13 protein-coding genes are annotated in these 12,220 nt (G+C 50.5%); 3 read left to right on the top strand and 10 right to left on the bottom strand.

Annotated elements, in window-relative coordinates; translation table 11 throughout:
- Positions 1–16: 16 nt before the first annotated feature.
- The 4 genes from sufC to EH198_RS06185 all read right to left on the bottom strand — a co-directional run bounded on the left by sufC (position 17) and on the right by EH198_RS06185 (position 2,988).
- On the bottom strand, positions 17–799 hold the full coding sequence (gene sufC, locus EH198_RS06170; protein WP_124694678.1) for a Fe-S cluster assembly ATPase SufC: 783 nt from the start codon (positions 797–799) through the stop codon (positions 17–19).
- Between the two features lie 230 nt (positions 800–1,029).
- Positions 1,030–1,602, bottom strand: a complete 573-nt coding sequence (locus EH198_RS06175; RefSeq protein ID WP_124694679.1) for a DUF1802 family protein — start codon at positions 1,600–1,602, stop codon at positions 1,030–1,032.
- 313 nt (positions 1,603–1,915) lie between these two features.
- On the bottom strand, positions 1,916–2,377 hold the full coding sequence (locus EH198_RS06180; protein WP_124694680.1) for a Dps family protein: 462 nt from the start codon (positions 2,375–2,377) through the stop codon (positions 1,916–1,918).
- Positions 2,378–2,685: 308 nt separating this feature from the next.
- Positions 2,686–2,988 (bottom strand): YunC family protein, encoded by a 303-nt coding sequence (locus EH198_RS06185; RefSeq protein WP_124694681.1) that lies wholly within the window; start codon positions 2,986–2,988, stop codon positions 2,686–2,688.
- Positions 2,989–3,188: 200 nt separating this feature from the next.
- On the opposite strand from EH198_RS06185, the gene EH198_RS06190 reads away from it, so the two are divergent.
- Positions 3,189–3,698: a hypothetical protein gene (locus EH198_RS06190; protein WP_124694682.1), complete on the top strand. Its 510-nt coding sequence runs from the start codon at positions 3,189–3,191 to the stop codon at positions 3,696–3,698.
- 118 nt (positions 3,699–3,816) lie between these two features.
- Here EH198_RS06190 and EH198_RS06195 read toward each other — a convergent pair whose 3' ends face one another.
- On the bottom strand, positions 3,817–4,200 hold the full coding sequence (locus EH198_RS06195) for a DUF423 domain-containing protein (protein ID WP_124694683.1): 384 nt from the start codon (positions 4,198–4,200) through the stop codon (positions 3,817–3,819).
- A gap of 201 nt (positions 4,201–4,401) precedes the next feature.
- Here EH198_RS06195 and EH198_RS06200 point away from each other — a divergent pair, with 201 nt between their 5' ends.
- On the top strand, positions 4,402–4,842 hold the full coding sequence (locus EH198_RS06200; protein WP_124694684.1) for a hypothetical protein: 441 nt from the start codon (positions 4,402–4,404) through the stop codon (positions 4,840–4,842).
- Positions 4,843–4,982: 140 nt separating this feature from the next.
- On the opposite strand, the gene EH198_RS06205 is transcribed toward EH198_RS06200, so the two are convergent.
- Positions 4,983–5,891, bottom strand: coding sequence for a hypothetical protein (locus EH198_RS06205; RefSeq protein WP_124694685.1), 909 nt, complete (start codon positions 5,889–5,891; stop codon positions 4,983–4,985).
- 39 nt (positions 5,892–5,930) lie between these two features.
- Positions 5,931–6,956 carry a stalk domain-containing protein gene (locus tag EH198_RS06210; RefSeq protein ID WP_124694686.1) on the bottom strand — a complete coding sequence of 342 codons (1,026 nt, stop codon included), beginning with the start codon at positions 6,954–6,956 and terminating at the stop codon, positions 5,931–5,933.
- Positions 6,957–7,295: 339 nt separating this feature from the next.
- Between EH198_RS06210 and yhbH the strand changes: the two genes are divergently transcribed.
- On the top strand, positions 7,296–8,459 hold the full coding sequence (gene yhbH / locus EH198_RS06215) for a sporulation protein YhbH (protein ID WP_124694687.1): 1,164 nt from the start codon (positions 7,296–7,298) through the stop codon (positions 8,457–8,459).
- Positions 8,460–8,636: 177 nt separating this feature from the next.
- Here the strand turns inward: yhbH and EH198_RS06220 are convergent, their stop codons facing one another.
- From EH198_RS06220 to EH198_RS06230, 3 genes are all read right to left on the bottom strand, one after another.
- Positions 8,637–9,482: a sugar ABC transporter permease gene (locus EH198_RS06220; protein WP_185702776.1), complete on the bottom strand. Its 846-nt coding sequence runs from the start codon at positions 9,480–9,482 to the stop codon at positions 8,637–8,639.
- Positions 9,479–10,792, bottom strand: coding sequence for a carbohydrate ABC transporter permease (locus EH198_RS06225; RefSeq protein WP_124694688.1), 1,314 nt, complete (start codon positions 10,790–10,792; stop codon positions 9,479–9,481). Before EH198_RS06225 ends, EH198_RS06220 begins: the two co-directional genes overlap by 4 nt.
- Positions 10,793–10,867: 75 nt before the next feature.
- Positions 10,868–12,187 carry a sugar ABC transporter substrate-binding protein gene (locus EH198_RS06230; RefSeq protein WP_124694689.1) on the bottom strand — a complete coding sequence of 440 codons (1,320 nt, stop codon included), beginning with the start codon at positions 12,185–12,187 and terminating at the stop codon, positions 10,868–10,870.
- Positions 12,188–12,220 lie beyond the last annotated feature (33 nt).

The following is a 12,220-nucleotide window of genomic DNA, read 5'->3' on the forward strand; positions in this document are numbered from 1 at the left end:
CTCCTTCCAGGTGTTCTTAAGCTTCCTGTCCTACGGTCTCATCTTCGATTCCGAGTTCTTCCTTCACCCATTCGTAGCCTTCAGCTTCCAGACGTTCCGCCAGCTCCGGACCGCCGGATTTGACGATTCTTCCCTGCATCATTATATGAACAAAGTCAGGCTTGATATAGTTGAGCAAACGTTGGTAGTGGGTGATAACCAGGAATCCGCGGTCTTCGCTCCGCATAGCGTTTACCCCTTGGGCTACAACTCTCAAAGCGTCGATATCCAGACCGGAGTCAATTTCGTCCAGAATGACGATTTTCGGTTCCAGCAACATCATTTGCAGGATTTCATTGCGTTTCTTCTCGCCGCCGGAGAAGCCTTCGTTCAAATAGCGGTGCATGAACTCGGGGTTCATTTCCAGTTCCTTCATTTTGCCTTCCATTTGGCGGATAAACTTGATCAGCGAAATTTCACTTCCCTCTTCGCGGCGCGCGTTGATCGCGCTGCGGAGAAAGTCGGAGTTCGTTACACCGGCGATTTCACTGGGATACTGCATAGCAAGGAACAATCCGGCGCGAGCGCGCTCGTCAACGGCCATTTCCAGCACATCTTCGCCCTCAAGGGTTACGGTTCCTTCCGTCACTTCGTATTTCGGATGGCCCATCAACGAAGAAGCAAGCGTACTTTTACCGGTGCCGTTCGGCCCCATGATGGCATGAACCTCGCCGCCCTTCATTTGAAGGTTGAACCCCTTTAAAATCTCTTTCCCCTCAATCGTCGCTTTCAAACCCTCAATGACAAATTCTGCTGCCATAACGTTCATTCCCTCCATTGATCGATTTGCGAAATCAGAAGTATATTTAAACAGGTTAGCCCTGATCCCAGCATCATGTTTTAGAGTGCTTATCAAATTAAAATAATTATAATTTGATTCTCACTGATTATCAATGATTTTCACTAATTTTATTATAATGGACCTGTCTTTACAAACTGAATTTTCATTTTTTCAAAATGTTTCAACGAATTTTCACCATTATTGTCATATTATTGCCCCAATATGGACTTAATTCTCCTGCGCTGTTCTTCAAAGGAATCTTCGCTCAAAACCGGACTTAATCCGGCGTCGTCCGGGAGCGACGGAAGCTCGATCCAGGAGCGGCAGCCGCCATATTCCGGAAGCGCCTTGATCAGAGCTGGCTCCTCCAGCTTGTATACCCTGAGCAGCAATACATGCAAAGGCTCCTTCGCTTTCCATCTCAACCGCTCCTCGGCCAAATTCCCGGTCCACATATGATAGGGATAGAGCAGCTCAAGCTGTTCATGATCGCGTACCTCAAGATCATCGACGGCCTCGGCATAGGCGGTAAGCTTCACACGTTCGGCCCCCGCATCATATTCTGAAAGCGAACGTTCCACTATTGATCGATAGGGATCCTTGACGAGATGGGTCCGCTGATGCTCATAGGTAGGAAACAAGTAAAAGGAACGGCTCTTCAGCTCAAACCGCCTCGTTTCTTCCTCGATGCCGCCTTTTCGCATAACCAGGATCTGATCACCCTCGGCAAGAACATCAATGACAGAAGCCCATTCTTTCAGAGCGACAGGGTTGAGTTTCATTGCTTATCCCTCCTTCCATCCCATTGTTCGGCTGATTATGTTTCTATTATAACGGTATTCGGTCCATTTCGACAGGCCGATGTTAAAAAAGCTTCCGCAAGCGGTCGTCCAAACCCTATGTCCGGAGTCTGAATAGAGTGAAAAAAGCGCGCCGTGTATACATTTCCTTCCTTAGCCGCGGCATACCTCTGAAATATTTTCCAGAACAGCCGTTCCAGAAGTTAGAGGGATTTGTTTGATAATGTAAAAAAGCCTCCCGAAGGAGGCTTGTCCGCAAAAGATACCTGTGAATGATATCGCCTAACCCCTGCCCTTAACCGAGGTAAGAACGCAGCATCCAAGCATGCTTTTCGAAGTCGCTGCGGATTTTGATGAACAGGTCCGCCGTCGGGTGGTCGCTGCCTTCCTCCGCCAGCTCAATGCCTTCCGTCAGCTCTTCGGCCACGGTCGTAAAATCCTCGATCAGCGATTGCACCATCGCGCGAGTGTCCTCTTTGCCGGTTGCTTCCTGAATGGTCGCAATCTCAAGATATTCCTTCAAAGTAGCCGCCGGCGTTCCCTTGATGCTCAGCAAACGCTCGGCTACCTCATCCATTTTCACCGTAACTTCATCGTACAATTCTTCGAATTTGACATGAAGCGAAAAGAACTGCTCGCCTTTTACATACCAGTGGAAATTGTGTATTTTGACATACAATACATTCAGATTTGCAACCTGCCGGTTCAATACTTGCTCGATTGAGGTAGAATCAACTTTGTTCGTTGCTTTAGCCATATTTAATCCCTTCCTTGTTTCAAAATGTAGCCGGCATATCATGCGTGATCCGGCCCCTGCTGCTGTCTAATGACCAATTACCCCTATGCGCGCCCAGGCGAAACAAAATGACCGGATATCTTTAATATTGTCAAAATTCTGGATTGATCGACTTCTGTAGGATGCACAAAGGAATTCCCGCTTATGCTTGGCCCGTCCGCTTCGGCTTTTTTACACAAACGCGTAACCTCTATTTATGGATATCAATTTGGCTAAGTGCCGAGCATTAAAAAAGGGGCCGATTGGCCCCATCTCACCTGCGCATTTCTCTACAGCATCCTAAGCAAAGCTTCGGACCCGGTCATGCCCGGAACGATTCCAAGCTTCTCCGCTTCGAACGTCACGGATTCCAGCGGAGCGGCAAGCAGCTGCTCCAAAGTTCGTACCCCCACAGCCCTTCCGGCAATGATACCCCGGTCCGCAAGACGTTCGTTCAGCAGTCCGACATCAAGCGCGCCGCACATAATATAACCTTTATCGGTGCTGATCGTCAGCAGCGTCGTTTTGGGCAGTTTCACTTCAACGCCAAGCATGATATGATTGCCGACCGCTACAGGCTCCAAAGTCACCATTAACAGCCACCTCCCTTATCGTTTCCCCGCTCTATGTGTATGCCTGCCTTGATGCAGGCGTGTGGACGTTGGTCCCGATTTCTTGGGAGAATTAGGAGACGAAAGGCCCATTCACTTAAAATTCTACTATATAATTATTTCGCATTTAATGATATAGTTTGTTTACATAGAACCATTCCTAAGGATAAGCTGGGGGCATTATGGACAAAAAAACACTAAGCGAAGACGATCATTATTTGTTTAACGTCGACATCTTGATTAATGCCCGTACCCATCCGCTTGCTCTGCAGTATTTGCTGGAACTGATGAACGGCAGCCAGGTCGTAGGCGATTTCAAAATCAATTCGGAACTTCCCCTGGGAAAAAAAATCGACAGCCTGCTGAATCCTCCCAAAACGTTGTCCAAGCATGAAAGTGCTCTACTAAAGAAGCTATCGGGCTATAAGTCTTCCATGCCGGCTTCATCTTCGAAAGCCGCGTCTCCCCCGCCGGCGACCATAGCAAGCCCCGCAGACGCCTTCGGACAGATTCGCGCGTTTATCCGGGATAACCGGCTGGTCCGGTTAAGAGCCAACCGTCAGGGCAAGCAGATGTCACTCCCGTGCCGTATTCTGAATTTTGACGAAGAGACAGGCACCATTAACGTCTATCATGTAGACGAGAAGCAGGTATATACGTTCAGGCTGAATGAAATCGACGAATTTTTGTAAAAAGCAAGTGAGGGTGCCCCAGACCATAAGACGGTCTAAGGGCACCCTCACTTGCGTAAATCATAGGATCGGCGCCATGAGGTTCAATGCGCTTCTGCTAGCTGAGCGTCCTTCCGAATTAGACTGCTTTTTTCCGGGACCAGCCCTCCAGAGCAAACAGCAGCCAACCGGCAATGAAGCATACTCCGCCTAACGGCGTAATTGCTCCCAGTACCTTGATTCCGGAAATACTCAGCGCATAGAGGCTGCCCGAGAACAGGACGATGCCGGCAAGCAGCAATCCGCCGGACCAGCGGAGCCGGCCGCTTTCGCCCCATTGTCCAGCGGCAAGGCCGACAATCAGCAGACCCAGCGCATGGATCATGTGATACTGGACGCCCGTTTCATATACCGCCAACGCCCTCTCATCGAGCGAGGCTTTCAGGATATGGGCTCCGAAAGCGCCGACGGCTACCGCCAGCATGGCGAGCAAGGCTCCCCAAGTCATAAATGTCCGCTGCAAAGACTGACAACTCCTTATCATGTGCCGTGAATAACGAGGCTTTTGCGGCACGCGTATCGAATACTTCTATCATAACGGATGCGATGCCTTCGATCCAGTTTTCACATATTTGCAAAGAACCTTGCATTTCGAGCCGTGTTGTGAAAAATAGGTAATAGCATATACATATTTAATCATTCGTAAAGGAGCAGACTTAAGCCTATGGATGAACATGAATTCCCGAAAAAAGACACACCGCAAGGCGACCCCTATCCCGGCACCTCCGGCTTTTCTCCATACCCCGAGGAACCGCGAAAGCTCAAGCATTCCGGTCCGGGCATCGCCTCCTTTGTTATTGCAATGGTGACCCTTACAGGATACATCGTCTCATTTATAGTCGCCGGAGCCTTAATCGGGCCGGCGGTGACTGAAACAACCGTGCTGAATGGCCAATCGGGCGGAGCCTTTCTGTTCCTCGGGATGGCAGTGCTTGCGCTAGCGGCGCTTAATTTTATCGGCGTAGTGGTAGGGATCATTGGTCTTGCCCTGCGCGGAAGGCGTAAAGTATTCGGAATCATCGGAACGATTATCAACGGAATTATACTGCTTGTGTTCCTGCTGCTCATTGCGGTCGTCCTGATGAGTGCTGGCGCCCTGCAGTAGAATCGGAGGCTATTGCCTTCCTCCAAAAATCCCGGCGCCTGAACGCAAAACGGCCCCTCCGCTTGTCTCCGAAAGCTTCGGAAGACAAGGCTGAGGGGCCGTCTTGTCCTTCCCGCGTGTACGCGCTTTTTTCGCTGCGTTTAGCGGTTCACAAGCGAATTCAATGAAGCGAATGCATGCGGCGGAAATCCTTCCGTGGCATCGCCATACGGGATATTCATTTTAATAATATAGCCCTGCCCGCCGGATTCTTTGACGATATACTTTTTCGTCCCGTTATTGCCGGTCGCGGTCAGAAACAGACGCGCACCTTGCATAGCCTGTGCTCTCTCGTCTCCCTTAAGCTCCTTGACCTCTCCGGTCTTGGACAACTCTTCACGCCCTTCAAGCAGCAGATTATCGAGGTTGAAGTCCGCAGGAAGCTTCTCAATGTCGGCGTAATAGTCGGGATTCACCTTCAGATAAAGCCTGCCCTTCGCCGGGTCGAAGCTGAGAATGTCGAACACATACAGCGCATAATCGTCGCCCGAAGCAAGCGTAGCGGTCTTCTCTTCCCGGTTGCCTTCAAGCGTAAGCGCCAGCTGCTTCGTGCGCGGCAATTCGGACGATTTATCCGCGCTTCCTTTCGAAGCGCTCAGCTTGGTGAGCACCCGCTGCTTGATCGAAGCGTCGCCCGCTACCTCTTTTTCCACGTATTCAAAGGCGACCTTGTCCTCTTCGTTCAGCGTTTCCGGCACACTCTCCATTCCGGCTCCGAGTTCAAAAGCTACCGGACCTTCTTCCGTCTGGATTTCTATTGAATGGTTATCGATTTGTCCATTGTAGATGCCCGTTCCTTTAATAACCTGCGTCTCTCCGCCCGCCGGCTGGCTCGGCAAAGGGGATGGCTCGGGCGCCGTGCCCGGTTCGGGACTGGCCGCGGTCGTCGGCGAAGCCGTGACGGGCGCATCCGTAGGCCCTGCGGTGGGCTTATCTCCCATGCAAGCCGTAAGGGCAAGCAAGAATACGGCCAAAGCAGCCGCGGCCGAAATGGTACGTTGTGGTTTCATGTTGTTCTGCCTCCTTAAGGTAGATGATCTCTCAATGGCTTAATAAAATGAAAACGAGACGGATTCGGCGGTGTATGCCCCGTTCTTCAAAGCATACGTTACTACGGCTTCCCCGAGAAAATTCTCTATCCCCGCCGCGCCTGCGAGTACAGTCACAAGCCTGCCGCCGCGCACTTCGTATTTAATGATGGAACCGAAGGTTAGACGGCTTGGCGATTCTCCGTCGCTCTCCTGCTTGTCCAAATGGCGTTCCCGGACCGTACCATCCGCCGTTACGCGGATCACGGTATCTTTGCCTTGGCGGTCCACGCTGGAAACCAGCCTTTGTCGGACGGCTTCAAGCGGGTCCTGTATCCGGATTTCCTTGAACGTGCGGCTGTCGACAACATGCGGATCTTCAAGATAAACGCCTGTCCCGCTTCCCGCATTAAGCAGAATAATCGCTTCCCGCCTCCCGTCGCCGCTTATATCCTGGGCCAGCAGCCGCGGAGGCGATCCCACATTGGAGGGGTTACGCCATAAAGGAAAGGATTTCAGCATTCCGTTCCACTCCATAGTAACGCCCACGTACTCCCCTTTATTCTCCGACATGGCAAAAAGACGGCTTCTGGTTCCGGGTACGGATGCAATGGCCATCCGCTTTTGCTTGACCGACACTTTGTTGTTCATTTGATCCCATGAGACGTCGGCTCCGGCCATTTCGGCGATAAACCGCAGCGGCAGCATCACCCGGCCATCCCTCATAGCGATTGCCGCTCCCAGCGGATAGCGCTTGTCCATATCGTCGGCATAGCCGGTCCCCGGCTTGAAATCGAAGATGCCTCCGCGGTCCACCCAGAGTCTGGCCAACCCTTCGTCCGGCAGCCAGCTTGCCGATAATCCATTCAGTTTCGAGATCATATCGATGGATACAAAGGTAACACCGTTCTCAATATAGGAAGGCACGGATGTGCGGACGGGTTCGCCATTCCAATCAATCTCAATACCGCTCGTCCCGGAAGCCGATGCCGCAGAGTGGGAAAAAAGCAGGGCGGCGAGCAGCAGCGCGGCAGCTTTAAGTTTCATTAGAAGAAGCTCCTTTTAGCAGGGATTTCTTATATTATAATGAAAACCGCTTACCCAATAGTTACCAAACGTTTACAAGTTTGAACACTGAGTGCTTCAGCTGCGCAAAAAAACGAACCCGCTCCGGGGTCTGTCTCCTGCAATCTCTAACGGGAAGCGCTGTATGCGATTCTGCGGCTACTTTAAGCGCACATATCCCTCGCCACTGTGAATATACTTTAGTTACAACTAACGGCTTACCTCGCCCCGGCTCTCTGCTGAACTCTATCCAGTATGCCGGTTCGCGCCTAAGCCGCGAATGAATTTCGTTTTTCCATATTCCATGGGAGGTGGTCCTCTTTGTCGCAATCGTCACAGCCCTTTTCGTTCGTCGTCTCGAAAGAAGACTGGTCCCTGCACCGCAAAGGCCATCAGGATCAGGAACGTCACCAGCAGAAGGTCAAGGAAGCGATCAAAAGCAATCTGCCCGATCTCGTTACGGAAGAGAACATTATCATGTCCGATGGAAAGCAAATTGTAAAAGTGCCGATCCGCAGTCTGGATGAGTACCGGATCATTTATAATTACCGCAAGCAGAAGCATGTCGGCCAAGGCGACGGAGACAGCCAAATCGGAGATGTTCTGGGACGGGAACCATCCCAAGCAGGTCCGGGCAAAGGAGATAAAGCGGGCGATCAGCCGGGTCAGGACCTGGTGGAGGCGGAAGTCGATCTGGAGGATTTGGAGGACATTCTGTTTCAGGAATTCGAGCTGCCGCATCTGAAGCCGAAGGACAAGGAAGAGATCGAAGTGCAATCCATAGTCTTTAACGATATCCGCAAAAAAGGCATGATGTCCAACATCGACAAAAAACGCACCCTGCTTGAAAACCTGCGGCGCAACGGCAGAAGAGGCAAGCCGGGAATCCACGGCATCAGCCCAGACGACCTGCGCTACAAGACTTGGGACGAAACGACCATTCCGCATTCCAACGCGGTCATAATCGCCATGATGGATACTTCGGGCAGTATGGGAACCTTTGAAAAATACTGCGCCCGCAGCTTCTTTTTCTGGATGACCCGCTTCCTGCGCCGCCAGTACGAGAAGGTTGAGATCGTCTTTCTGGCCCACCATACGGAAGCAAAAGAGGTCAGCGAGCATGATTTCTTCACCCGGGGCGAAAGCGGGGGCACGATCTGTTCGTCGGCGTATCAGAAAGCGCTGGATATTATCGACAAGCGCTATCCGCCTTCCAAGTACAACATCTACCCTTTCCATTTCTCGGACGGTGACAACTTAAGCTCCGATAACGAGCGCTGCGTCAAGCTGATCGGGGAACTGCTGAAACGGAGCAACATCTTCGGCTATGGAGAGGTCAACCAGTACAACCGGAGCAGCACGCTGATGTCCGCATACAAGCATATTAAGCAGCCGCAGTTCATGCACTATGTCATCAAGGACAAGAAAGAAGTGTATCAGGCGCTAAAGACCTTTTTCGGTAAAAAGGAGCCCGCCGGGCGGTAATCCGCTAACCCCGGACGCCACGGAAACAATCCGATTCTTTGACTTCACTCCGTCCGGCTAGCAGCAGCATACAAAAACGAAAAACGGCGGTTTATAACCTAAAAAAGCTTCCCTGCTATAAAAACGGGAAGCTTTTTATATTTTATATGGGCTAACAAGCTATTTCCCTTTACGCGCTTATCCTTTGCTGGCTCCAGCTGTCAATCCGTCTACAAGCAAGCGCTGGAGGAAGGCGAACAAGATCATAATCGGAACAGCAATCAGTACGGCTCCGGCCGAGAACAGAGTGAAGTTGGAGTTCTGGATGGTATTAACCATGTCCCACATCCCTACTGCGACGGTCCAGTTCTCTTTCGTTCGCAGAATCAGCCGTGCGAAAATGAAGTCAACCCACGGTCCGACAAATTGGGTCAAAGCCATATAAGTAATCATCGGACGTGATAATGGCAGAATAATTCTTGCAAAGATGCCGAAGTTGCTTGCCCCGTCAATCCGCGCGGCCTCGTCAAGTGAACGGGGAATCGTATCGAGAAAGCCTTTGGCGATGAACGTTCCCACGAGAGGAGCGCCGGCCGCGTAGACGATAATTAACGCCAGATGAGTATCCAGAAGATGAAACTCCTTCAGCAGCAAATAAATGGCGATCATACTCATAAAGCCCGGGAACATGCCGAGAATCAGCAGCGTGGACAACGCCGTCTGACGTCCCTTAAAACGAAATCTCGATACCGCATAGCTTGTCAGCAGAATCAACAATACGCCGATCAGCATAGAACAAAGAGCGATCTTCAACGTATTCATGTACCATGTGCCGAACAAATAGACCTGAGAGGTAAAGAGCTCTTTATAATGGACAAGCGTTAGCTGATCAGGAATAAAATGCTTGCTGTATAGCGACTTTCCGGGTCGAAGCGATCCGAGAACAATCCATATCGCCGGATACAAAGCGGATATCGCCAGCACAATCAGGATGATATAACTCACAGCCAGACGAATGATATTGGCCAATTTACGTCCGATCATTGGATCATGTCCTCCTGTTTGAAAGAATTGGTCCGGCGGTAGTTGTATATGGAAAAGGAAGCGATGATGATAAAGATAATAATCCCTACGGCGGCCGCCATGTTGTTTTTGTTCTGGTCAAGCGTTAATTTATACAACCATGTTACGAGCAAATCCGTTGAACCTGCATACTGATAGTTCCCGTTAACCGGATTTCCGCCCGTAAGCAGAAAAATCGCGTTAAAGTTGTTAATGTTGCCCGCAAACTGCGTAATGAGCGTAGGAGCAGTGGTGAACAGAACCATGGGTAAAGTGACAATGCGGAATTTTTGAAAGTTGGAAGCTCCGTCTACCTCGGCCGCTTCGTACATATCCCGCGGAATCGTGGTAAGAACGCCCATAATCAGCAGCATGGATACCGGTATGCCAACCCACATATTAACAATAATGACGGTTACCTTGGCCCAGAACGGATCGGTTAGCCACGGCAGCCCGCCAAGTCCGAAATATCTCAGGTATTGATTGATCGGGCCGAATTGCCCATTGAACAGGTTACGCATGAGCAGCAGGGAGATCAGCTGCGGAACAGCATACGGAATAATCAGAATCGCTCTCCAGAAGCCCTTGAATCTTATCCCCTGCTGGCTGATCAGCAACGCTACCAGCAGACCTCCGAAATAGGTTGTAACCGTCGATAAAATCGCCCATATAATTGTCCAAGTCAAGACCCCGTAAAAAGTATGGCTCCATGTCTTGAGAGCAAGTAAATTGCGGAACGTTTCGAAGCCGACCCAATCCACAAGCTTCGCCGGCGGAACGTGCGAGGGGGCGGAATAGTTCGTAAAGGCAATCAGAATCATAAAGATGATCGGCATGATGGTGAAGAACAGAATACCGACGGCAGGAAGAGTCAGGAAGGTCTCCGCAAATTTATAATCCTTTACATAGCGGAGTGATTGTTTGAAATTGTTAACCGCAATTCCGGCCTCCCGTTTCTTGACGGTTTGGAATGCATCCCTGATGTTCATAAACCAGGCGATCAGAAACAAAATCAGAACAAACAAGGTAATCAAGCTCTGAATCAAAATATAAATGGAATGGTCTCCGGGCACCATTTTCGTGATCCCGTTCACTTTAGCCAAATGGTTAGGCGTATCTCCCAAAGTGACGATCCCCCACAAGGCTCTTCCCAAATTCCCGATAAAATAATTGACACAAAGAAATTCGATCAAGAATAAAATAATGCCTTTTACGAATTGGCGGTTGTATATTTGTCCCAATCCCATAAAAATCGTCGACAGTATCGTGGCTGTTGCGCGTTGTCGCCGCATTCTTCTCCGTTCTCCTCTCCCGGGGAATTTATATCGCCCGCCAGGCTTGCGCGGCGGGCGATAGCGATTCCTTTATTATTGAGCTGCGGCTCCATTGTTCAAATCCTTGATTTGCTGAACCGCTTTGTCCATTGCCGCCTTCGGATCGGCATCTTTATCCCAAATTTCCGGCAGCGCCGCGTTGGCCGGGCTCCATATATTGCCCATCTCCGGTATGGACGGCATAGGCTGGGAATTTTTCGCTTGCTCGGCAAAGGCCGACAAATATGGATCATTCTTAACCTGCGGATCCTCCAAAGCTTCCTTGTTTGTCGGGATGGAACCGATAAGCTTGTTCAGCAGAATCTGGGCATCTTTGCTGGTAGCGAACTCAGCATACAATTTGGCCGCATTCGGATACTGCGTATAGGCATTGACTCCGTAGATTTTGATGCCGGAGAAGGAGATCGACGTTTTGCCGTCAACCGTCGGCAGCGGCGCTAAACCCAACTTGTCTCCAAGCACTTGTTTATAGCCGGCCAGTTCCCACGGACCGTTAATATCCATAGCTACATCTCCGGAATTGAACAGACTGCGCTTGATATCGGGGTTGATATCCCCGCTCTTGATCGGCAGAGCCTCTTTCATTTTGACAAAGGCTTTCAAGCCTTCAATGGCTTGATCGGAGTTCAGGCCAATATCGTCCTTGTTTGTGCCGTTATCGCCGAAGACATAACCGCCCGTGGAAGCGATAAACATATAGTTAAAATACAGGTTTCCGACTTCCCACATGATCCCGTATTTGTTCTTCGATTTGTCCGTGAATGTCTTGCTGAAAGCAAGAACATCGTCAAAAGACTTCGGCGCTTCCTTCACCAGCGATTTGTTGTAATACAGGGCGTAGGTCTCTGCGGAACGCGGGTAGCCGTACAGTTCGCCCTCAAAGCTGGCTCCGGTAATCGAGGCCTCGGTGTTGTTCTTTTTGGTCTCCTCGGCAAACACATCGTTTGGAAGGACAAGACTCGCGGCCACCGCTTTGCCGAGATTGTCATGCGGAATAACGATAACGTCCGCAGCCAATCCCGAAGGACCGTCCTGAGACAATTTCGTCACTTGATCGGCAGGAGACACTTCTTCGATTTTGACCGGAACATTATATTTTTGGGTAAATTCCTTGGCGATTTGCTCGGTGAACGCCCTTTCTTCTTTACTTTCCCACACCGTCAAAGAAGCTCCGTCTTCGGGAGTGATCTGAGAAGACGACGTTCCCGTGTTCGTCCCTCCAGAATTGGTTGCGCTTTCTGTAGGCGCACTCGTTTGAGCGGAGTTCGCTCCGTTATTTCCGGACCCGCAGGCCGTAATGGAAACAGCCATTGTGAAAGCGGCGGCGAGAGCGATAAACTTTTTCATCTTCAATTTCATTAACCCCTTCCGTGTTCAATTCCCTTA

The sequence above is a fragment of the Paenibacillus rhizophilus genome, from assembly GCF_003854965.1.
Taxonomy (GTDB): Bacteria; Bacillota; Bacilli; order Paenibacillales; family Paenibacillaceae; genus Paenibacillus_AQ; species Paenibacillus_AQ rhizophilus.

Excerpts from the sequence above, each read along its gene's own strand:
- EH198_RS06175 (WP_124694679.1), bottom strand. The coding sequence starts at position 1,602 with ATGAAACTCAACCCTGTCGCTCTGAAAGAATGGGCTTCTGTCATTGAT.
- EH198_RS06190 (WP_124694682.1), top strand. The coding sequence starts at position 3,189 with ATGGACAAAAAAACACTAAGCGAAGACGATCATTATTTGTTTAACGTC.
- EH198_RS06225 (WP_124694688.1), bottom strand. The coding sequence starts at position 10,792 with ATGCGGCGACAACGCGCAACAGCCACGATACTGTCGACGATTTTTATG.
- EH198_RS06200 (WP_124694684.1), top strand. The coding sequence starts at position 4,402 with ATGGATGAACATGAATTCCCGAAAAAAGACACACCGCAAGGCGACCCC.
- EH198_RS06210 (WP_124694686.1), bottom strand. The coding sequence starts at position 6,956 with ATGAAACTTAAAGCTGCCGCGCTGCTGCTCGCCGCCCTGCTTTTTTCC.
- sufC (WP_124694678.1), bottom strand. The coding sequence starts at position 799 with ATGGCAGCAGAATTTGTCATTGAGGGTTTGAAAGCGACGATTGAGGGG.
- EH198_RS06205 (WP_124694685.1), bottom strand. The coding sequence starts at position 5,891 with ATGAAACCACAACGTACCATTTCGGCCGCGGCTGCTTTGGCCGTATTC.
- EH198_RS06220 (WP_185702776.1), bottom strand. The coding sequence starts at position 9,482 with ATGATCGGACGTAAATTGGCCAATATCATTCGTCTGGCTGTGAGTTAT.
- EH198_RS06180 (WP_124694680.1), bottom strand. The coding sequence starts at position 2,377 with ATGGCTAAAGCAACGAACAAAGTTGATTCTACCTCAATCGAGCAAGTA.
- EH198_RS06185 (WP_124694681.1), bottom strand. The coding sequence starts at position 2,988 with ATGGTGACTTTGGAGCCTGTAGCGGTCGGCAATCATATCATGCTTGGC.